The sequence below is a fragment of the Hydrogenophaga pseudoflava NBRC 102511 genome (assembly GCF_001592285.1).
Taxonomy (GTDB): Bacteria; Pseudomonadota; Gammaproteobacteria; order Burkholderiales; family Burkholderiaceae_C; genus Hydrogenophaga; species Hydrogenophaga pseudoflava.
Window position 1 is genome coordinate 211794 of sequence record NZ_BCWQ01000003.1, and the last position, 23526, is coordinate 235319.

Annotated in this window: 23 protein-coding genes; 9 read left to right on the top strand and 14 right to left on the bottom strand. The window is 68.0% G+C overall.

Annotated elements, in window-relative coordinates:
- The first annotated feature begins 87 nt into the window (after positions 1 to 87).
- Entirely contained in the window at positions 88 to 477 is a 390-nt protein-coding gene (locus HPS01S_RS05820; protein WP_066152316.1) for a nuclear transport factor 2 family protein, read from the top strand.
- A gap of 60 nt (positions 478 to 537) precedes the next feature.
- On the opposite strand, the gene HPS01S_RS21945 is transcribed toward HPS01S_RS05820, so the two are convergent.
- The 3 genes from HPS01S_RS21945 to HPS01S_RS05830 all read right to left on the bottom strand — a co-directional run bounded on the left by HPS01S_RS21945 (position 538) and on the right by HPS01S_RS05830 (position 2389).
- Complete coding sequence (locus HPS01S_RS21945) at positions 538 to 681, bottom strand: hypothetical protein (protein ID WP_164868389.1); 144 nt, start codon at positions 679 to 681, stop codon at positions 538 to 540.
- A gap of 75 nt (positions 682 to 756) precedes the next feature.
- Positions 757 to 1182, bottom strand: a complete 426-nt coding sequence (locus HPS01S_RS05825; RefSeq protein WP_066152319.1) for a PaaI family thioesterase — start codon at positions 1180 to 1182, stop codon at positions 757 to 759.
- Between the two features lie 7 nt (positions 1183 to 1189).
- Complete coding sequence (locus HPS01S_RS05830) at positions 1190 to 2389, bottom strand: threonine ammonia-lyase (RefSeq protein ID WP_066152322.1); 1200 nt, start codon at positions 2387 to 2389, stop codon at positions 1190 to 1192.
- Between the two features lie 314 nt (positions 2390 to 2703).
- Here HPS01S_RS05830 and HPS01S_RS05835 point away from each other — a divergent pair, with 314 nt between their 5' ends.
- The gene (locus HPS01S_RS05835) at positions 2704 to 4971 is read left to right on the top strand and encodes an ATP-binding protein (RefSeq protein ID WP_371836590.1); all 2268 of its coding nucleotides are present in this window, start codon (positions 2704 to 2706) and stop codon (positions 4969 to 4971) included.
- A 1-nt stretch (position 4972) separates the two neighbouring features.
- Here HPS01S_RS05835 and HPS01S_RS05840 read toward each other — a convergent pair whose 3' ends face one another.
- From HPS01S_RS05840 to HPS01S_RS05860, 5 genes are all read right to left on the bottom strand, one after another.
- Positions 4973 to 5695 (bottom strand): glutamine amidotransferase, encoded by a 723-nt coding sequence (locus tag HPS01S_RS05840; RefSeq protein ID WP_066152325.1) that lies wholly within the window; start codon positions 5693 to 5695, stop codon positions 4973 to 4975.
- Positions 5696 to 5746: 51 nt separating this feature from the next.
- Positions 5747 to 6088, bottom strand: a complete 342-nt coding sequence (locus HPS01S_RS05845; RefSeq protein WP_066152330.1) for a hypothetical protein — start codon at positions 6086 to 6088, stop codon at positions 5747 to 5749.
- A gap of 171 nt (positions 6089 to 6259) precedes the next feature.
- Positions 6260 to 8155 (bottom strand): DNA helicase RecQ, encoded by a 1896-nt coding sequence (recQ, locus tag HPS01S_RS05850; protein WP_066152336.1) that lies wholly within the window; start codon positions 8153 to 8155, stop codon positions 6260 to 6262.
- Entirely contained in the window at positions 8152 to 8571 is a 420-nt protein-coding gene (locus HPS01S_RS05855; RefSeq protein WP_066152339.1) for a rhodanese-like domain-containing protein, read from the bottom strand. The genes recQ and HPS01S_RS05855 overlap by 4 nt, the downstream gene beginning before the upstream one ends.
- 54 nt (positions 8572 to 8625) lie before the next feature.
- Entirely contained in the window at positions 8626 to 9210 is a 585-nt protein-coding gene (locus HPS01S_RS05860; RefSeq protein WP_066152342.1) for a hypothetical protein, read from the bottom strand.
- Positions 9211 to 9308: 98 nt separating this feature from the next.
- On the opposite strand from HPS01S_RS05860, the gene HPS01S_RS05865 reads away from it, so the two are divergent.
- From HPS01S_RS05865 to HPS01S_RS05875, 3 genes are all read left to right on the top strand, one after another.
- Positions 9309 to 10355: a homocysteine S-methyltransferase family protein gene (locus HPS01S_RS05865; RefSeq protein ID WP_066152345.1), complete on the top strand. Its 1047-nt coding sequence runs from the start codon at positions 9309 to 9311 to the stop codon at positions 10353 to 10355.
- Positions 10356 to 10651: 296 nt separating this feature from the next.
- Positions 10652 to 11602 (top strand): TerC family protein, encoded by a 951-nt coding sequence (locus HPS01S_RS05870; protein WP_066152588.1) that lies wholly within the window; start codon positions 10652 to 10654, stop codon positions 11600 to 11602.
- Positions 11603 to 11733: 131 nt separating this feature from the next.
- On the top strand, positions 11734 to 13293 hold the full coding sequence (locus HPS01S_RS05875) for a methyl-accepting chemotaxis protein (RefSeq protein ID WP_084397094.1): 1560 nt from the start codon (positions 11734 to 11736) through the stop codon (positions 13291 to 13293).
- 20 nt (positions 13294 to 13313) lie between these two features.
- On the opposite strand, the gene HPS01S_RS05880 is transcribed toward HPS01S_RS05875, so the two are convergent.
- The 3 genes from HPS01S_RS05880 to HPS01S_RS05890 are packed head-to-tail and all read right to left on the bottom strand — an operon-like array spanning position 13314 to position 15732.
- Positions 13314 to 13934, bottom strand: coding sequence for a cyclic nucleotide-binding domain-containing protein (locus tag HPS01S_RS05880; RefSeq protein WP_066152348.1), 621 nt, complete (start codon positions 13932 to 13934; stop codon positions 13314 to 13316).
- 57 nt (positions 13935 to 13991) lie between these two features.
- Positions 13992 to 14858 carry a pirin family protein gene (locus HPS01S_RS05885; RefSeq protein ID WP_066152350.1) on the bottom strand — a complete coding sequence of 289 codons (867 nt, stop codon included), beginning with the start codon at positions 14856 to 14858 and terminating at the stop codon, positions 13992 to 13994.
- 1 nt (position 14859) lies between these two features.
- Positions 14860 to 15732: a pirin family protein gene (locus HPS01S_RS05890; RefSeq protein ID WP_066152352.1), complete on the bottom strand. Its 873-nt coding sequence runs from the start codon at positions 15730 to 15732 to the stop codon at positions 14860 to 14862.
- Between the two features lie 75 nt (positions 15733 to 15807).
- On the opposite strand from HPS01S_RS05890, the gene HPS01S_RS05895 reads away from it, so the two are divergent.
- On the top strand, positions 15808 to 16860 hold the full coding sequence (locus HPS01S_RS05895) for an RNA methyltransferase (protein WP_066152355.1): 1053 nt from the start codon (positions 15808 to 15810) through the stop codon (positions 16858 to 16860).
- A gap of 40 nt (positions 16861 to 16900) precedes the next feature.
- Here the strand turns inward: HPS01S_RS05895 and HPS01S_RS05900 are convergent, their stop codons facing one another.
- Together HPS01S_RS05900 and HPS01S_RS05905 are read right to left on the bottom strand one after the other, a co-directional pair.
- The gene (locus HPS01S_RS05900; RefSeq protein ID WP_066152357.1) at positions 16901 to 17287 is read right to left on the bottom strand and encodes a hypothetical protein; all 387 of its coding nucleotides are present in this window, start codon (positions 17285 to 17287) and stop codon (positions 16901 to 16903) included.
- Positions 17288 to 17364: 77 nt separating this feature from the next.
- A complete protein-coding gene (locus HPS01S_RS05905; RefSeq protein ID WP_066152360.1) occupies positions 17365 to 17856 on the bottom strand; it encodes a hypothetical protein in 492 nt (163 codons plus the stop codon).
- A 91-nt stretch (positions 17857 to 17947) separates the two neighbouring features.
- Here HPS01S_RS05905 and HPS01S_RS05910 point away from each other — a divergent pair, with 91 nt between their 5' ends.
- Entirely contained in the window at positions 17948 to 18349 is a 402-nt protein-coding gene (locus HPS01S_RS05910) for a transcriptional regulator (protein WP_066152363.1), read from the top strand.
- 104 nt (positions 18350 to 18453) lie between these two features.
- Entirely contained in the window at positions 18454 to 19536 is a 1083-nt protein-coding gene (locus HPS01S_RS05915) for a Fic family protein (protein WP_066152366.1), read from the top strand.
- 6 nt (positions 19537 to 19542) lie between these two features.
- Here HPS01S_RS05915 and HPS01S_RS05920 read toward each other — a convergent pair whose 3' ends face one another.
- Complete coding sequence (locus HPS01S_RS05920) at positions 19543 to 20478, bottom strand: MBL fold metallo-hydrolase (protein ID WP_066152368.1); 936 nt, start codon at positions 20476 to 20478, stop codon at positions 19543 to 19545.
- Positions 20479 to 20706: 228 nt separating this feature from the next.
- On the opposite strand from HPS01S_RS05920, the gene metH reads away from it, so the two are divergent.
- A complete protein-coding gene (metH, locus tag HPS01S_RS05925) occupies positions 20707 to 23457 on the top strand; it encodes a methionine synthase (RefSeq protein ID WP_084397096.1) in 2751 nt (916 codons plus the stop codon).
- Positions 23458 to 23526: the final 69 nt, after the last annotated feature.

The window sequence follows — 23526 nt, forward strand, 5'->3', positions numbered from 1 at the left end:
TACCGGCAAGTTACATGCAAGACATGCATAACCTGATGCATGAATGCCGGCGGGGGTACGGTGTCGTGCAACCGCTAGAGTGGGGCCATGGAACCCGAACTCATCCTGGAACCCGGTCTGGCGTCCTTGCTGGACGAACTCAGAACCCTTGAAGACCTCTACCACGCGGCCTTCCCGGACGCGACCCTGGCCGACTTCGACCGGCTGGTGGCGCCCGGCTTCTGGGAGACCGGTGCCACCGGCCGCCGCTACAGCCGGGTCTTCGCCCGCCAGGTGCTGGCGCAGCGCCCGGGGCGTCCCGACCCCGGGACATGGCAGACCGACCAGCACCACCTGCAGCGGGTGAGTGAAGACGTCTGGTTGCTGACCTACCGCCTGCGCCAGCCGGGCCGGGTCACGCGGCGCATGACGCTGTGGCGTCGGGAGGCCGGGCGCTGGCAGGCGGTGTACCACCAGGGCACGGTGGTCGCCGGCTGAGCGACGTTCAAAACAAAAGCCGCCCGGTGGGCGGCTTCTCTTCGCTGGCCGTGCCGGGTTTCAGGCCATGAACACGGCAATGAAGGCCAGCAGGAAGATCAGCACGCCGCCGGCCACGGGCAGCACGATGGGCATGAGCGGAACGATGGACTCGACCACGTCCTGGGGTTCATCGGCGTGGCTGTCGTGGGGGGCGTGGGCCATGGGGCGTCTCCGGAATTGAGAAAAATCAACGCGGATTCTAAAGCCGACGGCCCCGGACCGCACCCGGCCCAACCCTCACAGCAGCGCGTAGGTGGTGCTGGCGCGGCACACGCTCTTGCCGTCGTCGGCGCCGGCGATGTCGATTTCCCCGAACACCAGGTTCTTGCCGGCCCGCACCACGCGGGCGGTCACCAGCGCGTCCTGGTTGGATAGCGGCTTGAGGAAACTGCTGTTCTGCTGCACCGTGGTCATGGGCCGGCGCGTGCCCAGCCGAGTCACGATGGCCAGCACCATCGCCGTGTCGGCGGCGGCCATCATGGCCTGGCCGCAGACCATGCCGCCGATGCGCGCCAGCTGGTCGTTCTGCGGCAGGCGCAGCACCACTTCGTCCGTCTGGAAGGACTCGACGCGCAGGCCCAGGGCCTGGACCCAGGGCGCGAACCAGTCGGACAGGCAGGCCTGCAGGGTGTCGGTGCTGAGGGGGGCGTCGGGTGCGGTCATGGGGTGGTCACATCCGTTGGGTGTCGAAACCGGCGGCCTGCAGCGCGTCGATCACCTGTTGCACATGCTCCCGGCCGCGCGTCTGCAGCACCAGCTCGACCGCCACGTTCTGCGCCGCCAGCAGGGTGAAGGCGCGCTGGTGGTGGACCTCGTCGATGTTGGCGCCGGCCTCGGCGACGATGGCCGTGATGCGCGCCAGGTTGCCGGGCACGTCGCGCGCGCTCACCTGGATGCGCGCCAGCCGGCCCGCCCGCACCATGCCGCGCTCGATGATCGAGGCGAGCAGCATCGGGTCGATGTTGCCGCCGCAGAGCACCAGGCCCACCTGGCGGCCAGCGAAACGCTCGGGGTGCTTGAGTACCGCGGCCAGCCCGGCGGCACCGGCGCCTTCGACCAGGGTCTTCTCGATCTCCAGCAGCATCACGATGGCCTGCTCGATGTCGCCTTCGTCGACCAGCAGCAGGTCGTCGACCTTGTCGCGGATGATCGCCTGCGGGATCACACCCGGCGTGCCGACGGCGATGCCTTCGGCGATCGTGCTGCTGCCCTGCGGCAGGTGGGTGCCCTTGATGGCGTTGTACATCGCCGGAAAGCGCTCGGTCTGCACACCGATGATCTGGATGTCGGGGCGCATGGCGCGTGCCGCGGTCGCCATGCCGGCGATCAGACCGCCGCCGCCGATGGCGATCACGAGGGTGTCGATGTCGGGTTGCGCGCGCAGCATCTCCAGGGCCACCGTGCCCTGGCCTGCGACGATGGCCTCGTCGTCGTAGGGGTGCACGAACACCAGGCCCTGCTGCTCGGCCAGCGCGTAGGCGTGGGCGCGGGCTTCTTCCAGCGTGTCGCCGTGCAGCACCACCTCGGCGCCGAAACCGCGCGTGCGTTCCACCTTCACGCCCGGCGTGAAGCGCGGCATCACGATCACCGCGCGGATGCCCAGGCGCTGTGCGTGGTAGGCCACGCCCTGGGCGTGGTTGCCGGCGCTCATGGCGATCACGCCGCGTGCCCGTTCGTCGGCCGACAACTGGGAGAGCTTGTTGCAGGCGCCGCGCTCCTTGAAGGACGCGGTGTACTGCAGGTTCTCGAATTTGAGAAACACCTGGCAGCCCGTGAGCTGCGAAAGCGTGCGTGATTCCACGCACGGGGTGTCCAGCACCTGGCCGTTCAGGCGCTCAGCGGCGGCATCGATGTCTCTTTTTTCAAGCATCGGCCGATTGTGCCGCCGGACGATTGTCACAAGTGAGCGGGAAAGGCCCCACAACTCGTCGGACCGCGCTGGATCATGCTCTTCCATGATGGATCAAGCTGGGTTATGGTCCGCTCCAATTCGCATTGCGGACTGCGTGCCCCGTTGTCAAGACTGGAGGTGTCCTCATGAGCAAACGCCTGTTGCAGCGCGCCACGCCGGCGACGCCGCGTCCGGCCGAAGCGCGCCCGAGCCCCGAGCCCCGGCACAGCCCGGCCTTGGACGCGCGCGTGTTCGTGCCGTCCGGGCTGCGCCAGGCGCCGGTGCTGGACCTGATGTGCTCGCACTTCGTGCTCACGCTCGCCGCCCGCCAGGGTCAGCGCTTCAATGTGCGCCGCGATCTCAACACCCTGCTGGCGCTGGCCGGCCGCCACCTGGTGTGGCCCATGACCGTGCTGGCGCGCCTGCGCGAGTTCCTGGCCCGCCGCTGCAAGGACAACGAACTCTGGACCGGCAACGAACAGCTCTCGACCGCCGCCTTCATGGAGCGCTACGGCGTGTGGCGTGGCCCCTATGAAGAAGGTACGCTGTTCTTCTATCTCGACGAGTACGCCAAGGAATCACCCAAGGACCTGCTGTCGGTGCTGGCCGTGACGGGCGATTGGCTCAACCAGGCGCTCAAGAAGCAGAGCACCTTGGTGGAAAAGAACATCGACGCGCTGGCCAACCTGCTGCAGCTCAACCGCGCCGAGCGCGCGCTGCTGCTCTATGGCACGCTGGCGCGCTACCAGCGCGACCTGCGCTCCATCCTGGTCGAGTTCAAGGTCAACAACGCACCAGAGGCCTACGCGGCCATCGCCGACGTGGCCGGCGTCAAGGCCAGCGAGGTGGGTGAGGCGCTGCGCGCCGGCTCGCGGCTCGAACGCATCGGCATGGTGGAGAACCTGATCTCCGAGCACAACATCACCGACCTGGCCGACCTGATGAAGGTCAGCGAAAAGCTGCCGCCGGTGCTGATGCGCGAGTACCGCAGCGAGAGCGAGCTGATGGCGGTGTTCACGCGCCCCGCCGCGCGCTCGGCGCTGACGTCCAAGGACTTCGAGTACGTGGCCGATGACGTGCGCCTGCTCAGCGGCCTGCTGCGCGAAGCGGTGGCGCGCAAGGAGCCGGGCGTGAACATCCTGCTCTACGGCCCGCCCGGCACCGGCAAGACCGAACTGGCGCGGGTGGTGGCACAGGCCGCCGGATTGGAGCTGTTCGAGGTGGAATACGCCGACCGCGACGGCAACGCGCTCAGCGGCCGCGACCGCTACCGCTCGCTGCAGATCGCGCAGGTGTTCCTCAAGGGCACGGCCCACTCGGCGCTGCTGTTTGACGAGGTGGAGGACGTGTTCCCGCCCATCAGCAGCGAGGCGGCGCAGTTCATGGCGCGCGCCGAGCAGGTGTCGGCGCCGCACAGCAACAGCGTCAGCGGCAAGGCCTGGGTGAACCAGATTCTCGAATCCAATGCGGTGCCGACGGTCTGGGTCACCAACCGCATCGAGCAGATCGACCCGGCCTTCCGCCGCCGCTTTGCCTACCACCTCGAACTCAAGAGCCCGCCACCCGGCGCGCGCGAGCAGCTGGTGCGCAAGACGCTGGAAGGTGAGCCGGTGTCCGACGGTCTCGTGGCGCGGCTGACCGCGCGCAAGGGGCTGACGCCGGCGCAGATCCGCACCGCGGTGCGCTTTGCGCATCTGGCGGCCGCGCCCGCGAAGACGCCCGGGCGCCGCAAGAAGGTGGCGGCCGACACCGGCCCCACGCTGGACGAGCTGATCGAGCGCCAGCTGCGCAACGCCGACCTGGCCCTGGGCCGCCAGCCCGACGCCGGCCAGCGACCGGAAGTGACGCAGTACAGCCTGGACATGCTGAACGTCGAGTCGCGCTACGAGATCGGCCGCATCGTGGCCGCGCTCAAGGCGCGCGGCCACGGCTGCCTGTGCTTCCACGGCGCGCCCGGCACCGGCAAGACCGCGCTGGCCGAGCACATCGCCAAACAGCTCGAGCGGCCGCTGATGATCCGCCGCGCCAGCGACCTGGTGAGCAAGTTCGTGGGCGAGACCGAGCAGCAGATGGCGGCGATGTTCCGCGAGGCCGAGGCCGAGAAGGCGGTGCTGCTGCTGGACGAGGCCGACAGCTTCCTGCAGGACCGGCGCGGCGCGCAGCGCACCTACGAGGTGACCGAGGTCAACGAGATGCTGCAGGGCATGGAGCGTTTCAACGGCATCTTCGTCTGCACCACCAACCTGATGGACGCGATCGACCAGGCGGCGCTGCGGCGCTTCACCTTCAAGATCAGGTTCAAGCCGCTGCGCAGCGAGCAGCGCGAACGCATGTTCGTGGTCGAGGCGCTGGGCGGTGACGAGGCCGGCCTGACCGAGCCGATCCGTTCACGGCTGGCGAAGCTGGAGCAGCTGTGCCCGGGTGACTTCGCTGCGGTCAAGCGCCAGGTGGAGATCCTGGCCGAGACCCTGCCGCCGGAGGAGTTCCTGGCCCAGCTCGAGGCCGAGCACCGCATCAAGCCCGAGGTCCGCGAAGCGCGCGGCATGGGCTTCGTCCACTAGATCAGCCCAACGCCAGCCGCGCAAACCGAGGCAGCACCGACGCCGCTTCGGGTGTCGGCCTGAGCGCGTCGGCGATCTGCGCCGCATCCAGCCCCTCTTGGGCCAGCGTCGGGCCCAGGCCTTCCAGGTAGGCGCGCAGCGCCTCGTCGGAAAACTCCGGGTGGAACTGCACGCCCCAGGCGCGTTCGCCGACGCGGAAGGCGTGGTGCGCCTCGTGCGCGCTGCCGGCGAGCAGCACCGCGTCTGCGGGCAGGCGGCGCACCGACTGCCAGTGCACCGCCTGGGCGGGAAAGTGCTCGGGCAGGTCGCCCAGCAGCGGGTCTGCTTCGGAGGCGGCGTGGCGCGCCACCGTCACCGTGCCGATCTCGACGCCATCGGGGTGGTGGGCCACCTCGCCGCCCAGCGCGTGGGCCAGCAGCTGGTGACCGTAGCAGATGCCCAGCAGCGGGGTGCCGGCCTCGACGGCGGCCTGCAGCCAGGGCACCAGCGCCTCGCTCCAGGGCTCGCGCTCGCTGACCATGTGGTGCGAGCCGGTGAGCACCACGCCCGAGAACCGCTGCGGCGCTTCCGGCAACCCGTCAACCTGTGCGTCGTGGGTCGCCAGCACGGTGGCACCGCCAGCGCGCAGCCCGGCGGCGATCCAGTCGTCGAAATCACCCAGGCGGTCGCGGATGTGGGCGTGGGTGGAGCCGGTCTTGAGGATGAGGAGGGGCGCGTGGGACATGCGCCCGATTCTAGGAAGCCCCCGATGGCCTTGCCTTGTCAGGGGCGCCGGTCAGTGCAACAGGGCCATGGGACCCGACGGCAGTTCCTCGGGCGTGTGGTCCGGGTGGTGGTTCACGAAGAACATCAGCTTCTGGTCCAGCCGGGATACGCGCTGGTGGGCCACACCCTCGCAGTGGTGCTTGGAGATCAGGTTGAACAGCTTGCCGCGCAGGAACCACAGGTCCTGCGGGTTGCGGCAGGCCAGCAGCGCGGCGTGCAGCCGTGTGCGCAGCGGGTCCTGGATATCAGAGACGGCGTCCTCGAACTCGCTCACCAGGAAGTCCATCTCCAGGACCTGGGTGTCGTGGAAGCTGGGTTCTTTCCGTCCGAACCAGGGCAGCTTGAAAAACATGAACGGTCTCCGCTGAAGTCGTGGTGCCGGCACTTCACCGGCTTCCCACGTTTTTTCGGCGCAGGGGGCGGGGTCTTGAGAAAAATGGGCGGTGAAACACCCCCATTTCCGACGGGCGGTCGGGTGGTCAGACGATGGTTGACAGCCGTATCGGCGCAAGGCCGGCAGGCTTTAATCGAAAGCACTCACCACGCGCAGCACCTCGGCGCCGTAGGCCTCGCGCTTTTTCTGGCCGATGCCGGAAATGCCGTCCAGATCGGCCATGGAGCGCGGTTTCTCGGCGGCGATCGCGCGCAGGGTCGCGTCGTGAAAGATCACGAAGGCCGGCAGGTTGTGCTCGCGCGCCACCTCGGCGCGCCAGGCCTTGAGCGCGTCCAGGCACTCGCGTTCGGACAGCGACAGCGGCTGGCCGTCAGGCGCCAACGCGTCACGGGCGGACTTGCGGCTGCTGCGCCGGCTGCCTTTGGATTCGGTGACCTCGCGCAACCAGACCTGGGCTTCGCCCTTGAGGATGGGGCGGGCGCCATCGGTCAGGTGCAGGGTGTTGTACGGGGCGTCGTCCACCCGCACCGCTTCGCGCGCGATCAGCTGGCGCAGCAGGGCGCGCCACTGGCTCTCGCTGAGGTCGGCGCCGATGCCGAAGGTGCTGAGCTTGTCGTGCCCGTATTGCGCGACCTTGTCGGTGGCCTTGCCGCGCAGGATGTCCATCAGGTGGCCGGCGCCGAAGGCCGTGCCGCTGGCCTGCTGCACGCGGTAGATGCAGGACAGCAGCTTGCGCGCCGCCTCGGTGGCGTCGTGCAGGGCCGGGGGCGAGATGCAGTTGTCGCAGTTGCCGCAGGGCTGGCTGGCTTCGCCGAAGTACGACAGCAGGCGCACCCGCCGGCAGTCGCTGGCTTCGGCCAGGGCCAGCAGCGCGTCCAGCTTGCCGCGCAGCACCTGCTTGAACTCGTCGCCCGCCGGGCTCTCGTCGATCATGCGGCGCTGGTTCACCACGTCCTGCAGGCCGTAGACCATCCAGGCGTCGGCCGCCTCACCGTCACGGCCGGCGCGGCCGGTCTCCTGGTAGTAGCCCTCGATATTCTTGGGCATGTCCAGGTGGGCGACGAAGCGCACGTCCGGCTTGTCGATGCCCATGCCGAAGGCGATGGTGGCGACCATGATCAGGCCCTCTTCGCGCAGGAAACGGTCCTGGTGCTTCTGGCGCACCGCCGAGTCGAGGCCCGCGTGGTAGGGCAGGGCGTTCAGCCCGTGGTCCACCAGCAGCGCCGCCACTTCTTCCACCCGCTTGCGCGACTGGCAGTAGACGATGCCGGCGTCGTGACCCCGGCCGTTCATGTGCTCGTCTCGGATGAAGCGCAGCAGCTGCTGCGTGCCGTCCTTCTTCTCGACGATGGTGTAGCGGATGTTGGGGCGGTCGAAGCTGCTGACGAAGCGCCGCGCGTCCTGCAGCTGCAGGTGCGTCACGATGTCCTCGCGCGTCAGGTCGTCGGCCGTGGCCGTGAGCGCGATGCGCGGCACGCCGGCGTAGCGCTCGTGCAGCACTGCCAGCTCGCGGTACTCGGGCCGGAAGTCGTGGCCCCACTGGCTCACGCAGTGCGCCTCGTCGATGGCGAACAAGCCCAGCAGCCCGCGCTCGTGCAGCGAGTCGAGCAGCGCCAGGAAGCGCGGCGTGGTCAGTCGCTCGGGCGCGGCGTAGAGCATGGTGATCTCGCCCTTGAGCAGGCGGCGTTCGATCTGCTGCGCTTCGTCCTGCGTCAGGCTGGAGTTCAAAAACGCAGCGTCCACGCCCGCTTCGAGCAGGGCGCCGACCTGGTCGTGCATCAGCGCGATCAGCGGCGAGACCACGATGGACACGCCGTGGCCGGCGCGCTGGCGCACGATGGCCGGGATCTGGTAACACAGGCTTTTGCCGCCGCCCGTGGGCATGAGCACCAGGGCGTCGCCGCCGTCGCTGACGTGGGTGACGATGCCCGCCTGCGGGCCGCGGAAGGCCTCGTAGCCGAAGACCGCCTGCAGCACCTCGGCGCAGGCTTCCAGCGTCTCGCCTTCAGAGGAGATGTCGATCACATCTGTTCCCAGGGCAGGCCGTCGAAGCGCCAGCCGTTGAGCGTGCTGCGCTTGAACCGGTCGTCCAGATCGCCTTCGAAGCCATGCACCACGTGCGCCACCTCGGCGAAGCCTGCAGCCTCCAGCGCGGCGGCGGCGTCCTGCGTGCGTTTGCCGCTGCGGCAGATCAGCAGCACTGGGCGGTCCTTGTCACCCGCCTCGGCCTCCACCGCGGCGGCGAAGGCCTGCGGATCGGCGGTCAGGTCCGGGTACTCGTACCAGGCGATGTGCACCACGCCGGGCGGCCGGCCGACGTAGAGCGACTCGATTTCCATGCGCACGTCGACGAACAGCGGGGGCTCCAGGCCCTGGGCGGCGCGCTGCGCGGTCTGGTCTTGCAGCCAGGTCCAGGCTTCGGTCGGGAGCAGGTGTTTCATGGGGGCGTATTGTCGTTGAGGCCGGGACGCCCCTGCGCCTGCCCGGCGGGCGGTTCAGCGCGCGGCCCGGGGCGTCAGCGTGATCGTGAACAGCTGGTTCTGGAACTCGGGGCGGAACACCTGGCGGTCCGGCTCCCCGAGCGCGCGGGTGATGATCGCCCCCGGCATGCGCGGGTAGGTGCCGCGCCAGTAGTACAGCACCACCGGCTTTTCCCGGGCCAGTTGCCCCGCCGTCAGGCGGGCCTCGAAGACCTCGTCGCCCTCGGCGGCGGTGGCCGCAAAGCGGGTCGAGGTCGACACCAGCCGCCAGCGGCACCGGTCCTGTCCCGTGCCCGCCGCCGGGCGGCCGGGGACGGTGGTCTCGTAGTGGTGCCCGCCCTGGTGGGTGACCGGCAGCGCCACGCTCAGCTCGCCGCCCCCGGGTGGCGCACCCGCCGGGCAATCCTCGGCGCGGTAGTCCGCGTGCCAGCTCACCTGGCCAAACGGGCCGGGCGCGCGCTCGATCACCGCCGACACGGTGTGGCTGCGCTCGGCGCTCCACGGGCCGATCCGGTCGCAGCCCGCCAGCAGGGCGCAGAGGCCCCAGGCGAATACCCAGCGGCCGGGGCCAGCGGCCCATGGGCCCACACGCAGTTGCACGACACACCTCCTGGAAGCGGCGCAGTATAGAAAACAGGCGCTGCGCCGAAGCCCCTGACCACGGCTGGCCGGGGGGCGTTTCCTACAATCGCGGGATCATGAAAACGCCCGTCTACACCCGCGCCCAGGCGCTGCCCCAGATCCTGTCCCAACGCATCGCCATCCTCGACGGCGCCATGGGCACCATGATCCAGCGCTTCAAGCTCGGCGAGGCGCAGTACCGCGGCGAGCGTTTCAAGGACTTCCACAAGGACGTCAAGGGCAACAACGAACTGCTGAGCCTGACCCGCCCGGACGTGATCCGCGACATCCACGAGGGCTACCTCGCGGCCGGCGCCGACCTGATCGAGACCAACACCTTCGGCGCCACGACGATTGCGCAGGAGGACTACGACATGGCCTACCTGGCGCGCGAGATGAACCTGGCCTCGGCCCGCATCGCCCGCGAGGCCTGCGACAAATTCAGCACGCCCGACAAGCCGCGCTTCGTGGCCGGCGCGCTCGGCCCCACGCCCAAGACCGCCAGCATCAGCCCCGACGTGAACGACGCCGGTGCCCGCAACATCACCTTCGAGCAGCTGCGCGCCGCCTACCTGGAGCAGGTGGAGGCGCTGGTGGAAGGCGGCGCCGACGTGCTGCTGGTCGAGACCATCTTCGACACGCTCAACGCCAAGGCCGCGCTGTTCGCCATCGACGAGTTCTTCGAGAAGAGCGGCGAGCGCCTGCCGGTCATCATCAGCGGCACCGTGACCGACGCCTCCGGCCGCATCCTCAGCGGTCAGACCGTCACCGCCTTCTGGGCCAGCGTGCGCCACATCCAGCCCTTGGCCGTGGGCCTGAACTGCGCGCTGGGCGCCACGCTGATGCGCCCCTATATCCAGGAACTGGCCAAGGTGGCGGGCGACACCTTCATCAGCTGCTACCCCAACGCCGGCCTGCCCAACCCCATGAGCGACACCGGCTTCGACGAGACGCCCGACGTCACCAGCCGCCTGCTGCGCGAGTTCGCAGCCGAGGGCCTGGTGAACATCGTGGGCGGCTGCTGCGGCACCACGCCCCAGCACATCGGCGCGATCCACGACGCGGTGGCCACGCAGGCGCCGCGGGCGGTGGGGCGGGCGATGTTCTACAAAGAGGCGGCCTGACCCCGGACTGTGCTGCTGCTGCAGGTCGTTGGGCGATGTTCCATTTTTTTCTGAGTGACCTTCGCCTTGTGAGGGCGGTGCGCCGCCCCCACAATCGCCGCTCCCGTCAAGGGGAGTAACCAGCCCGCCACCGGACGCCCCGTCCGGCCTCGGCGGGTGGGGCGTCCGTCAGTACGCGGTCTTCACCGGAAGGCCGCCGGATGCCCCGGGCCTGGCGCCATGCCCGGTCCCGGCCAGACCTTGGAGGGTGTTCTTCATCCGATCAACACCGTCCTCAAGAAAAGGTCTTGTCCACCATGGAAACCATTGCACCCCTCTGGCTCTGGGGCGTCTTCGTCGCCTTCGTGCTCGCGGCCCTGTTCGTCGACTTTGTCGTGCTCAAGAAGCAGGGCGCCCACGCCGTGGGCGTGAAGGAAGCGCTGAACTGGTCGCTCGCCTGGGTGGCGGTCAGCTTCGTCTTCAACGGCCTGCTGTGGTGGGCCATCAAGGACACCACCGGTTCGACTGCGGTCGCCAACGAGAAGTCGCTGGAGTTCCTCACCGGCTACCTGATCGAGAAGAGCCTGGCGGTCGACAACATCTTCGTCTTCCTGCTGATCTTCACCTACTTCGCCGTGCCGCCGGCCTTCCAGAAGCGGGTGCTGATGATCGGCATCCTGGGCGCCATCGTGCTGCGCACCATCATGATCCTGGTGGGGGCCTGGCTGCTGGAGCAGTTCCACTGGATCCTCTACGTGTTCGGCGCCTTCCTGATCCTCACCGGCATCAAGATGTGGTGGGCTGCGGGCAAGGAAGAGAGCCTGGACGACAACCCGGCGCTCAAGCTGCTGCGCCGTGTCATGCCGGTGAGCAAGCAGTTCGATGGCGAGAAGTTCTTCACCGTCGAGAACGGCAAGAAGATCGCCACGCCGCTGCTGATGGTGATCGCCATGGTGGGCCTGACCGACGTGATCTTCGCGGTGGATTCGATCCCGGCCATCTTTGCCATCACCAAGGACCCGTTCATCGTGCTCACCAGCAACGTGTTCGCCATCCTGGGTCTGCGCGCCATGTTCTTCCTGCTGCAGGCCGCGGCCAGCCGCTTCCACCTGCTCAACTACGGGCTGGCCGTGATCCTGGTCTTCATCGGCAGCAAGATGATGCTGATCGACATCTTCAAGATCCCGGTGGCGGTGTCGCTGGGCGTGGTGCTGGGCATCCTGGCCATCACCATGGTCTGGAGCGCCAAGACCGCCCCGAATACTTGATGCCTACTGTCACGGTCTCCGTGACACCCTGAATGCGGAATCCTGGGGCAAAAAGGATTCAATTTCCCGTCTTTTCAACCGATGCCAGTGTGTCCGGGACCGACACACTGGCCCCATTGAAGGAGACGTGAATGCAACACTGGCTTCGGCGCTGGTCCATCGTGACCAAGCTGCGTTTCATGGCCCTGATGGGCATCGGTGGACTGGTGCTGCTGGCCACCTGGCTGGGGGCCGAGGAATACCGGCGGGCCCAGCAGGCCCGGGCCGAGGCCACGCGCCACACGGTGGAGCTGGCCCACGGCGTGCTGGCCTGGGCCCATGGCCTGGAACGCGCCGGCCAGGTGGACAAGGCCGGTGCGCAGACACTGGCCCGGCAGGCGCTGGCCAGCCTGCGCTACGGCGAGGGTGGGTACTTCTGGATCAACGACATGCAGCCGCGCATCGTCATGCACCCTGAGCAGCCGGCGCTGGAGGGGCAGGACGCCAGTGGCATCCGCGACCCGGACGGGCAGGCGCTGTTCGTCCGCTTCGTCGAGACCGTGCGGCGTGAGCGGCAGGGGTTCGTGCGCTACCAATGGCCACGGCCGGGCAGCGTGGACCCGGTGCCCAAGCTGTCCTTCGTCAAGGGCTTCGAGCCCTGGGGCTGGGTGGTGGGCTCGGGTGTCTACGTGGACGATCTGCGCGACGAACTGGTGGCGTACGTCCAGCGCCTGGCGGTGGTGATCGGCCTGGCGCTGGCGATGACCATCGTGCTCACGCGCAGCATCTGCCGCTCCATCGTCGACGGCCTGAACCAGGCCATCCGGCTGGCGCAGGCCATCGCACGCGGGGACATCGCGCAGGAGGTGGCGCCGCCCGCCGGGCGCGACGAGGTGGGGCTGCTGATGCGGGCCCTGGCCGACATGACGCAGAACCTGCGGCGCATGGTCGGGCAGGTGCGCGACTCGGCCCACCGCATGGACGAAGCGGCCGGCGAGATTGCCGCCGGCAACCGGGCGCTGTCGGCACGGACCGAACAGGCGGCCTCGGCCCTGAAGCAGACCGCGGTGGCCATGTCGGACATCCACGGCACCGTGGCGCGGAATGCGCTGGCGGCGGAGCAGGCCGGATCGATCTCCCAGGCGGCCTCGGTGTCTGCCCGCGACGGGCAGGCAGCGGTGTCCGACGTGGTGGGCACCATGGGCCAGATCACCGCGTCCTCGCGGCGCATCGCCGACATCACCGGCGTGATCGACGGCATCGCCTTCCAGACCAACATCCTGGCGCTCAACGCCGCCGTCGAGGCGGCCCGCGCGGGCGAACACGGCCGCGGTTTCGCGGTGGTGGCGTCGGAGGTGCGGTCGCTGGCCACCCGGTCGGCCGGGGCGGCGCGGGAGGTCCGGGACCTGATCGGCGAATCGGTGCAGCGGGTGGCATCCGGCGGCGCGCTGGTGGACAGCGCCGGCCAGACCATGCAGCAGATGGTCGAGTCGGTGCAGCGGGTGAACGCGCTGGTCGGCACCATGCGCCAGGCCAACCAGGCACAGGCGACGGGCGTGGGCGAGGTGAACCTCGCGGTCGCGAACCTCGATCAGATGACCCAGCAGAACGCGGCGCTGGTGGAACAGTCGGCCGTGGCCGCCGCCAGCCTGCGCGACCAGGCCGCGCATCTGCTGGAAGCGGTGCAGGTGTTCAAGCTGCGCAGCACGTGAACGGCGCGCCGCGCAGTGCCTCAGCGGCGCTGGTCGGGCGTGGGCATCAGCCGGTCGATCTCCGCCTGCATGGTCTGCACCAGCTGGCTGTAGACCTGCAGCTTGTGGCCGCTGTCGCGCAGGCGCTCGGCCAGGCGCTGGGCCACGGCGGTCATGAGTTTGGCGGCGGTGGCGGGCTGCTCGGCGGTCAGCGCCTCCAGAGCATCGCGCGTGAGCACGGCGCAGGCCACATCGGTGCTGGCGGTGCAGGAGGCCGAGCGGGCGCCGCCGTCGACCAGGGCCATCTCGCCGATCAGGCTGCCCGGGCCCAGCACGGTCACGGTGACCGGGTTGACGCGGCGCGCGATCAGCGTCTCCACCGTGATCTCGCCTTCGAGCACCAGCACCATGTAGCCGGTGTCGGTGGCCTCGCCCTGGCGGATGATGGTCGTGCCGCGCTTGAAGCGCCTGGGCCGCATGAAGCCGACCACGGTCAGCGCCTCGGCCTCGCTGAGCTGCATCAGCGCCGTGGGCGCGCGCAGCAGGTGGGCGGCTTCGTGCGCGGCGGAAGAACCGTTCACGGCGGCCTGGCGGTCGGCGGGCAGGCGCGACTCGGGGTACTCCCGGGCGCGCGCGCCGAACAGTCGGTCAAAAAGGGACATGCCGGCATTGTGCCGTGGCCATCCCGCGCCCAGGCGTGACCGAATGCGCGCCGGCCCTCAGGGCAGCGGGATCCACTCGTCGTGGTCGTCGGGCGGCAGCGCGAAGCGGCCTTCCCGCCAGTCGGCCTTGGCCTGCTCGATGCGTTCCCTGCGCGAGGACACGAAGTTCCAGAACATGTGGCGCTCACCCAGCGGCTGGCCGCCGAAGACCATCAGCGTGGCGCCGTCGGGGCCGGCCGTCACCGAATCACCCTCGCCGGTGAACACCAGCAGCTGGCCGGGTTCCGCGGTCGTGTCGCCGTGGGTGACGGCGCCCCGCGCCACATACACCGCCTGTTCGGCGTGGCCACCGGTCAGGGCCAGCGTGGCGCCGGGCTGCAGGCGCGCGTGCAGCGCGAACAGCGGGGAATGTGTGCGCACCGGTGTCGTCTGGCCGTAGGCGCTGCCGGCGAACAGGCGCCACCACACGCCGCCGGTCTCGTGCTCGGGCATCAGGGCCTGCGGGTAGTGGTCGAAGGCCGGTTCGCACTCTTCGTCGGCCTCGGGCAGCGCGACCCAGAACTGCATCAGCTCCAGCCCGCCGCCCGCGAAGGACTCGGGGTGGGTGAAGCGCTCGGAATGGCTGATGCCGCGGCCCGCGGTCATCCAGTTCACGTCGCCGGGTTTGATGTCCTGCCGGATGCCCAGGCTGTCGCGGTGGGTGATCATGCCGCTGAGCAGGTAGCTCACGGTCGACAGGCCGATGTGCGGGTGCGGGCGCACGTCGGCGGCGCGCACGTGCTCGGGCGCCAGCGTCACCGGGCCGGCGTGGTCCATGAACACGAAGGGGCCGACGTGGCGGCGTTTGGCGTAGGGCAGCACGCGCCGCACGGTCAGGCCATGCCCCAGGTCGCCGGGGCGGGCGGTGATCAGCATCTCCAACATGTCAAAGCCTCCCCATGCGGCCGGACTGGAAATCGACAAACGCTTGCTGGATCTCCTGCGGCGTGTTCATGACGAAGGGGCCGTAGCCCACGACGGGTTCGTCGATGGGTTCGCCGCACAGCCACAGCAGCGTGGTGTCGGCCAGCGCGGTCAGCTGCACATCCTCGCCGTCGCGGGTGAAGACGATCATTTCGGCGTCGCCGGCCTCCTGGCCATCGGCGGTTTTCACGCGGCCCTGGTAGACCAGCGGCACCGTGGTGTGGCCCTCGGGCGCGGGCAGGGTGACGGTGTGGCCGGCCTTGAGTTGCACGTCCCAGACCTGCATAGGGGTGAAGGTTCGGGCCGGGCCGCTGGCGCCGTCGAAGCTGCCCGCGATGGGCCGCACCGTGCCGGCGATGGCGCCATGCACGTCGGTCAGCGCCAGCGTCGGGATCTGCGCGGCGGTGATGCCCTGGTAACCGGGTGGCGCCATCTTGTCGCGCGCCGGCAGGTTCACCCACAGCTGCACCATGCGGAAGGGGCCGCCGCTGCGCGCGTAGGCCTCGCTGTGGAACTCCTCGTGCACGATGCCCGACGCGGCAGTCATCCACTGCACCTCGCCCGGGCCGATGGTGCCGCCGCCCCCGGTGGAGTCGCGGTGGGTGACCTCGCCGTCGTAGACGATGGTGACGGTCTCGAAGCCGCGGTGCGGGTGGGCGCCGACGCCGCGCCGCTTCGTGGTCGGTTCGAACTCGACCGGGCCGCCGTAGTCGAGCATGAGGAAGGGCGAGAACGCGGCGGGGTCGTCGTTGTACGAGAACAGGGTGCGCACGGGAAAACCGTCGCCGACCCAGTGGCCTTGCGTGTTGCGCTGGATGAATGACACGGACTTCATCGTGGGGAGTCTCCTGGTGAAAGCGCATTCTGTGCCGGTACTGCGTTCAGCGCGACCCTCAGGGACAATCCCGGGATGCGAATCTCTGACTTGCGCGAACGCCTCACTGCGCTCGGCGCCCTGCCCAAACACCAGCACCGCGTGCTCCGCCTGTGGAGCAACGCCCTGCCGCAGACGGCGGGCAAGCGGCAGATCGAACACTTCCTGCCCGCCACGCTGCGCGCCGCACTGCCGGCGCTGGAGGCCGAGCTCGCGGGCCTCGCGCAGCTCGAATCCGCCCACCCCGGCGACGACGGCTCCGAGCGCCTGCTGGTGAAGCTGGGCGACGGCCAGCTGGTGGAAAGCGTGCTGCTGCTGCCCGACCGCACGCCCGGCCTGTGCGTCTCCACCCAGGTCGGCTGCGCGGTGGGCTGCCGCTTCTGCATGACCGGCACGACAGGGCTGATCCGCCAGCTCGGCAGCGCCGAGATCGTCGCCCAGGTGGCGCTGGCGCGCACGCGCCGGCCGGTGAAGAAGGTGGTGTTCATGGGCATGGGCGAGCCCGCGCACAACCTGGACAACGTGATGGAGGCCATCGAGCTGCTGGGCACGGCCGGCAACATCGGCCACAAGAACCTGGTGTTTTCCACCGTGGGCGACCCGCGCGTGTTCGACGAACTGCCGCGCGGCGCGGTCAAGCCCGCGCTGGCGCTGTCGCTGCACACCACCCGCGCCGACCTGCGCCGCGACCTGCTGCCGCGCGCGCCGCTGCTCACGCCCGAAGAACTGGTGGAGGCAGGCGAGGCCTACGCCCGCGCCACCGGTTATCCGATCCAGTACCAGTGGACGCTGCTGGACGGCATCAACGACGGCGACGACGAGATCGAGGGCATCGTGCGCCTTCTCACGGGCAAGTACGCGATCCTCAACCTGATCCCGTACAACACCACCGAAGGCATGCCCTTCACGCGGCCGAGCTGGGAGAAGGCCGCCGACATCGCGCGCCGCCTGCACCGCCGCCACATCCTGACCAAGCTGCGCATGTCCGCCGGGCAGGACGTGGATGGTGGCTGCGGGCAGCTGCGCGCGCGGGCCGAAAAGCCCGAAAGACCGCCGCGCAAGGTGATCCCGGTCTCTGTGCGACCCTGAATGCGCCAGGTCGTTGCAGCGTCATGAGACCGAAGGTTGATCACCGGTAGGTGGTCGAGCCCCGTTGCGTGCTGAGTGTGAGGATGGCGTTCAGATTCGTGTAGTTGCCGGCCACGTTCATGGCCTCGCATTGTGGGTTCTTCGCGCTGCTGTATGGGGTCGAGATGCAGCTAGACAGGGCGAAGCTCCCTTTGTCCTGCTCGCCAATCACGGTCAGCTGACAAATGCACTTCGTGCCGGTAGGAGAGAACGCATACAGATAGTGCGGCTTGCCGAAGCTGCCACCGCGGATGTCCATCGTTGCGCCTGTTCCATCCTGGGTCCAGATGCTGAACAGATCTTTGGATGGGTCATCGCTTCCGCCGCCACAGGCGGTCAGCAGCGCAATGGTCGAAGCGGCGAACATTTTCTTGGCGAGTTGTTTCATGGAGGTGTTCTCTCAGTTGAGCGGGTGGTTGGAGGGTCCCGGTTCCCGTCGAATCCGTTGACTTGGTTCGAGCGTGGTCAGGGGGGCGCGGCAGCCGCAGTCGCTGGTTTGGCGCCGCGCACCCTGGCTACGAGATCCGAGATCAGGCCCTCCATGACTGTCTTGGGGTTCCTGAATCCGTGCAGGGGCGAATCGGACCATTGGCCCAGGGCAAGCAGTTGTCCCGTCTGAGCGTCGTACAACTGCACGGTGAGGTGCTTGAGATACATCACCAGGTCCCAGCGCCAGATGTCCGTGTAGCTCACCAACGCGTCGATACCGGGGGCGGTCCGGGTACCCGGAGGCAGAGCACCAACGACGGTCAGTTGTTCTTTGAGCAGCGCAGCCTCCAACAGGCTGTTCATTTGTGAGGAGTTGCCATCGCTGGGGACAAGTGCGATCGTGAACAGGTTTTTTTGGACCGCAGCCCCGAGCGTGATTTCTTGTGTTGTGGAACAGCCGGCCAACAACACCAGGGCGATGGCGGCAAGAGCTGACCGAAAGATGGGTGGCAATGACAGGGCAATCATCAATCAAAATTGAAACAAAATTTAAGTAATTGTTGAAATCATAAACAACAAGAAATAGAGCCATTTTTCAAGCGCCACGTAGGTTGGGCGCATGAACGAAAAGATGGAGTTCTCCCAGCGCCTGCGGGACGCGATGGTCCGCATGGGCTACGTCGCCAGCCCGTCGGTGCTGGAGCACGAATTCAATCTGCGCTGGCCGGGGCGCTCCATCAGCAACCAGGCGGCCTGGGGCTGGCTCAACAGCCGTTCGATTCCCACGCAGGACAAGCTGCAGGTGTTGGCCGAGTGGTTGAAGCTGGCGCCCGAGGTGCTGCGGTTTGGTGAGGCGGTGCGGTACAAGGTGCGCGAGCACCAGCGCCGCTGGGACGAGAGCCTCAACCACACCGAGCGCGAGGTGATCGACGCCTACCTGCAGTTGCCTGCGCCACAGCGCAAGGTGGTGCGGGAGGTGGTGTTGGCGTTGGCGCAGGTGCACGTGCCAGGCCAAGGCTGAGCCCGCAGCACCTGCACAGAAACCGCCCCGTTTCTATACACGTGGCGTTTAACATGCATAGAAATTCGCATTTTCTATACATATGAGCCTGATGGAGGCGATGCATGTCCACCCTGACGCCCCTGGAACAGCTGGACCCGGCCCGGTTTGACACGCCAGCCATTCTGAAAAAGCTGGCCAGCAGCAGCCGGCAGCTGGCTGAGCTGAAAGGTCTGGCCGCGTCCATTCCCAACCAGGGCATCCTGATCAACACCCTGGGCTTGCAGGAGGCCAAGGACAGTTCCGAGATCGAGAACATCGTCACCACGCACGACGAGCTGTTCAAGGACGACGTGCATCCGGAGGCGTTCGCCAATCCGGCGGCCAAGGAGGTGCTGCGCTACCGGCAGGCGCTGCGCTTTGGCTTTGAGCAAGTGCGGGCCACCGGGCTGCTGACGGCCAATCATGTCGTGGGCATACAGGGCGAGCTGGAGCGCAACAACGCGGGTTTTCGCAAGTTGCCCGGCACGGCGCTCAAGGACGGCAGCGGGCAGACGGTGTACACCCCGCCGCAGGACCCGGCCGAGATCGTGGCGCTGATGAGCGGGCTGGAGCGCTTCATGAACGATGACGCCCTGTTTCCGGTCGATCCGCTGATCAAGATGGCGCTGATCCACCACCAGTTCGAGAGCATCCACCCGTTCTACGACGGCAACGGTCGCACGGGCCGCATCGTCAACGTGCTCTATCTGGTCAAGGAAGGCTTGCTGGACATTCCGGTGCTGTACCTGAGCCGCCACATCGTGCAGCACAAGGCCGACTACTACCGCTTGTTGCAAACGGTGCGCGACGACGACACCTGGGAGGACTGGGTGCTGTACATGCTGCAGGCGGTGGAGACGACGGCTCGCCAGACCGTGACCACGGTGCAGGCCATCAAGACGGCGCTGTTCGACTACAAGCACCGCATTCGCGATGGGCACCGGTTCTACAGCCAGGACCTGATCAACAACCTGTTCACGCACCCGTACACCAAGATCGACTTTGTGCAGCGAGACCTGCAGGTCTCGCGCCTGACCGCCACCAAGTACCTGGAGGCGCTGGTGGACGGGGGCTTTCTGGCCAAGCAGAAAGTGGGGCGCAGCAACTACTACGTGAACGTCGCGCTCAACAGCATCCTGTCGGCGCCCGCTCCGACCGAGCCTTGACCCGCTTCACTCCCGCTCCAGCTCCAGATACGTGCGGCTCGCGTTGCCCGGGTGCAGCTCGGCCGCATTGAGCAGGTCCATCCACGGCTTCGCGTCGAAGGCCTTGATGGCGGCGCCGATGTCCTCGCCGTTCTCCACCGCCTGCTTCATGTGCGAGCGCAGCGCCTGCAGGTAGTCGCGCGTCTGCGCCTGGGCCTTCGGCAGCTCGCACACCTCGCCGTGACCGGGCACGATGCGCGCAGGCTTGAGCGCTTCCAGCGCCGCGAAGCTGGCCAGCCAGCGGCCGGTGTGGCTGGCCGGGATCACGCCCAGCATGCGGTCGACGTAGACGATGTCGCCGCTGAAGACGATTTTCTGCTGCGGCAGCCAGACCATCAGGTCGCCGGGCGTGTGCGCGCCGCCGCGGTGCTTCACTTCAACGGTCACGCCGCCCAGGTTCAGCGTCTCGTCGCTGCCCGCGAGCCAGCGCGTGGGCAGGGCGGGCACCGTGCCATCCAGCTTGTCCTTCAGCACCGGCTTGAGGGCGGCGAGGTGGTCGCCGCCGCGGGCCAGCAGGTCCGCCTTGCCGCTGGCGTGGGCGATGACCTCGGCGCCTTGGGCGATGAAGTGGCCGTTGCCCAGCCAGCGGTGGTCCTGCCCGCCGGTGTTGATGACCCACTTCACCGGCTGGTCCGTCACCTTTTTCACCGCCGCGTGGATCTTCTGCGCGCCCTGGGCGCTCGCGCCGCTGTCGATCAGCAGCGCGCCAGCCGGCGTCACCACCAGGCCGATGTTGGCGTTCAGGCCCTCGTTGTCGTAGGTGCGGCCCACCTTTTCGCCGATGAAGGCGTAGACGCCGGGCGCAACGGGCTGGAAGCGCACCTCGACGGCGTGGGCCAGGGGTGAGGTGACGGCCCAGGCGAGCAGGCCGGCGGATATGGAAAACAGGGAAGGGAGGCGCATGAACAAACCCAAAACATCAGAAATCAATTATGTTGTGATTGATGGATGTCCCGGTGCACGGGTTTTCCCGGCATGCCCGGCTAAAATCATGGCCTCTCAAGGAGCGCTGCAGCGCCGCCCCTCTGCGGGCCGCGTCAGGCTTGAGTCACCGGGCGTCGACGACGCCCCCGCCGGTCCCGGCGGCCACAACGGCGCTCACCAGTCCCCGAATGTCATCTGGTGAGCCCCATGTCCGTTGCTTCCGTCGCCCCCGTTTCCGCTTCTGCCGTGTCGTCCGTCCCTCCCATGCTGCTGTCCGGCCTGGAGCCGCTGCGCATCGGCGAGGGCAGCCTGTTCGTCAACGTCGGCGAGCGCACCAACGTCACCGGCTCCAAGGCCTTTGCCCGCATGATCCTCGAAGGCCGCTACGAGGACGCGCTGGCCGTGGCCCGCCAGCAGGTGGAGAACGGCGCGCAGATCGTGGACGTGAACATGGACGAGGCCATGCTGGACAGCCAGGCCGCCATGGTGCGTTTCCTGAACCTGATCGCGGGCGAGCCCGACATTGCGCGCGTGCCGATCATGATCGACTCGTCCAAGTGGAGCGTGATCGAGGCCGGCCTGCAGTGCATCCAGGGCAAGGGCGTCGTCAACTCCATCTCCATGAAGGAGGGCGTCGAGGAGTTCAAGCGCCAGGCGAAGCTGATCAAGCGCTACGGCGCGGCCACCGTGGTGATGGCCTTCGACGAAAAAGGCCAGGCCGACACCTACGAGCGCAAGATCGAGATCTGCGAACGCGCCTACCGCGTGCTGGTGGACGAGGTCGGTTTCCCGCCCGAGGACATCATCTTCGACCCCAACATCTTCGCCATCGCCACCGGCATCGAAGAACACAACAACTACGCGGTCGACTTCATCGAGGCCACGCGCTGGATCAAGGCGAACCTGCCGGGTGCCAAGGTCAGCGGCGGCGTGTCCAACGTGTCGTTCAGCTTCCGCGGCAACGACCCGGTGCGCGAAGCCATCCACACCGTGTTCCTGTACCACGCGATCCAGGCGGGCATGGACATGGGCATCGTCAACGCCGGTATGGTGGGCGTGTACGACGAGATCGAACCCACGCTGCGCGAGCGGGTGGAAGACGTGGTGCTGAACCGCCGGCCCGACGCCGGCGAACGCCTGGTGGAAGTGGCCGAGACCGCCAAGAGCGGCGCCAAGGACGAGAGCAAGAAGAACGAGTGGCGCGCTCTGCCCATCTGCGAGCGACTGACGCACGCGCTGGTGCGCGGCATCAACGAGCACATCACCGAAGACACCGAGGAGATGTGGCAGCTCATCAAGGCCGACGGCGGCCGCCCGCTGCACGTGATCGAAGGTCCGCTGATGGACGGCATGAACGTGGTCGGCGACCTGTTCGGCGCCGGCAAGATGTTTCTGCCCCAGGTGGTGAAAAGCGCGCGCGTGATGAAGCAGGCGGTGGCCCACCTGCTGCCCTACATCGAGGAAGAAAAACGCCAGCTCGAAGCGGCCGGCGGCGACGTGAAGAGCAAGGGCAAGATCGTGATCGCCACCGTCAAGGGCGACGTGCACGACATCGGCAAGAACATCGTCACCGTCGTGCTCCAGTGCAACAACTTCGAGGTGGTGAACATGGGCGTGATGGTCCCGTGCCACGAGATCCTGGCCAAGGCCAAGGAAGAGGGGGCGGACATCGTGGGCCTGTCGGGCCTGATCACGCCCAGCCTGGAAGAGATGCAGTACGTGGCCGGCGAGATGCAGAAGGACGCGCACTTCCGCGAGCAAGGCATTCCGCTGCTGATCGGCGGCGCCACCACCAGCCGCGTGCACACGGCCGTGAAGATCGCGCCGCACTACGACGGCCCCGTCGTCTACGTGCCCGACGCCTCGCGCAGCGTGAGCGTGGCGCAGAGCCTGATCGGCGACGGCCGCCAGCAGACCATTGCCGAGCTCAACGCCGACTACGAACGCGTGCGCCAGCAACACGCCAACAAGAAGCAGGTGCCGCTGTGGACGCTGGACCAGGCGCGCGCCAACGCCACGCCGGTGGACTTCGCCAAGCACCCGCCCGTGGCGCCCAAGTTCATCGGTCGCCGCGTGTTCAAGAACTTCGACCTGGCCGAGCTGGAGAAGTACATCGACTGGGGCCCGTTCTTCCAGACCTGGGACCTGGCCGGCCCGTACCCCGCCATCCTCGACGACGAGGTGGTGGGCGAGCAGGCACGCAAGGTGTTCGCCGACGCGCAGGCCATGCTCAAGAAGATCATCGAAGGCCGCTGGCTCACGGCCAACGCGGTGATCGGCCTCTACCCGGCCAACCGGGTGAATGCCGACGACATCGCGCTCTACGCCGACGAAACCCGCCAGCAGCCGGTGCTGACCTGGCACGGCCTGCGCCAGCAGACGGAGAAGGAAACCGTCGATGGCGTGACGCGCCCGAGCCGCTGCCTGGCCGACTTCGTGGCGCCCAAGGGCACGCCCGACTACGTGGGCCTGTTCGCGGTGACGGCCGGCGTGGGCGTGGAGAAGAAGGAGCAGCAGTTCCTGGCCGCGCACGACGACTACAACGCCATCCTGTTCAAGTCCCTGGCCGACCGCCTGGCAGAGGCGCTGGCCGAGTGCATGCACGCCCGCGTGCGCACCGACCTCTGGGGCTATGCGGCGGGTGAAGCCCTGAGCAACGAAGACCTGATCAAGGAAAAGTACCAGGGCATCCGCCCGGCGCCGGGTTACCCGGCCTGCCCGGACCACAGCGTCAAGCGCCAGATGTTCGAGCTGCTGCAGGCCGATGAGATCGGCATGGCGCTCACCGAAAGCCTGGCCATGAGCCCGGCCGCCAGCGTCAGCGGTTTCTACCTGGCGCACCCCGAGAGCACCTATTTCAACGTCGGCCGCATCGGCGAGGACCAGGTGGCCGACCTGGCCGCGCGCAGCGGCGTGGCGGTCAGCGAGCTCAAGCGCTGGCTCGGCACCAACCTCTGACCCGGCAACGCCCGTTCGCCACGGCCGCCCGACAGCCCGTCGGTGCGCCGGGCAGCAGGGCCGGGGCTT

Bases quoted from the DNA above. Each gene is read 5' to 3' on its own strand.
- HPS01S_RS05845 (WP_066152330.1), bottom strand. From the start codon at position 6,088: ATGTTTTTCAAGCTGCCCTGGTTCGGACGGAAAGAACCCAGCTTCCAC.
- HPS01S_RS05855 (WP_066152339.1), bottom strand. From the start codon at position 8,571: ATGAAACACCTGCTCCCGACCGAAGCCTGGACCTGGCTGCAAGACCAG.
- HPS01S_RS05875 (WP_084397094.1), top strand. From the start codon at position 11,734: ATGCAACACTGGCTTCGGCGCTGGTCCATCGTGACCAAGCTGCGTTTC.
- HPS01S_RS05905 (WP_066152360.1), bottom strand. From the start codon at position 17,856: ATGATTGCCCTGTCATTGCCACCCATCTTTCGGTCAGCTCTTGCCGCC.
- HPS01S_RS05830 (WP_066152322.1), bottom strand. From the start codon at position 2,389: ATGCTTGAAAAAAGAGACATCGATGCCGCCGCTGAGCGCCTGAACGGC.
- HPS01S_RS05825 (WP_066152319.1), bottom strand. From the start codon at position 1,182: ATGACCGCACCCGACGCCCCCCTCAGCACCGACACCCTGCAGGCCTGC.
- HPS01S_RS05920 (WP_066152368.1), bottom strand. From the start codon at position 20,478: ATGCGCCTCCCTTCCCTGTTTTCCATATCCGCCGGCCTGCTCGCCTGG.
- HPS01S_RS05910 (WP_066152363.1), top strand. From the start codon at position 17,948: ATGAACGAAAAGATGGAGTTCTCCCAGCGCCTGCGGGACGCGATGGTC.
- HPS01S_RS05840 (WP_066152325.1), bottom strand. From the start codon at position 5,695: ATGTCCCACGCGCCCCTCCTCATCCTCAAGACCGGCTCCACCCACGCC.
- HPS01S_RS05895 (WP_066152355.1), top strand. From the start codon at position 15,808: ATGCGAATCTCTGACTTGCGCGAACGCCTCACTGCGCTCGGCGCCCTG.
- HPS01S_RS05835 (WP_371836590.1), top strand. From the start codon at position 2,704: ATGTGCTCGCACTTCGTGCTCACGCTCGCCGCCCGCCAGGGTCAGCGC.
- HPS01S_RS05820 (WP_066152316.1), top strand. From the start codon at position 88: ATGGAACCCGAACTCATCCTGGAACCCGGTCTGGCGTCCTTGCTGGAC.
- HPS01S_RS05900 (WP_066152357.1), bottom strand. From the start codon at position 17,287: ATGAAACAACTCGCCAAGAAAATGTTCGCCGCTTCGACCATTGCGCTG.
- HPS01S_RS05880 (WP_066152348.1), bottom strand. From the start codon at position 13,934: ATGTCCCTTTTTGACCGACTGTTCGGCGCGCGCGCCCGGGAGTACCCC.
- HPS01S_RS05865 (WP_066152345.1), top strand. From the start codon at position 9,309: ATGAAAACGCCCGTCTACACCCGCGCCCAGGCGCTGCCCCAGATCCTG.
- HPS01S_RS05915 (WP_066152366.1), top strand. From the start codon at position 18,454: ATGTCCACCCTGACGCCCCTGGAACAGCTGGACCCGGCCCGGTTTGAC.
- HPS01S_RS05870 (WP_066152588.1), top strand. From the start codon at position 10,652: ATGGAAACCATTGCACCCCTCTGGCTCTGGGGCGTCTTCGTCGCCTTC.
- HPS01S_RS21945 (WP_164868389.1), bottom strand. From the start codon at position 681: ATGGCCCACGCCCCCCACGACAGCCACGCCGATGAACCCCAGGACGTG.
- HPS01S_RS05890 (WP_066152352.1), bottom strand. From the start codon at position 15,732: ATGAAGTCCGTGTCATTCATCCAGCGCAACACGCAAGGCCACTGGGTC.
- HPS01S_RS05885 (WP_066152350.1), bottom strand. From the start codon at position 14,858: ATGTTGGAGATGCTGATCACCGCCCGCCCCGGCGACCTGGGGCATGGC.
- metH (WP_084397096.1), top strand. From the start codon at position 20,707: ATGTCCGTTGCTTCCGTCGCCCCCGTTTCCGCTTCTGCCGTGTCGTCC.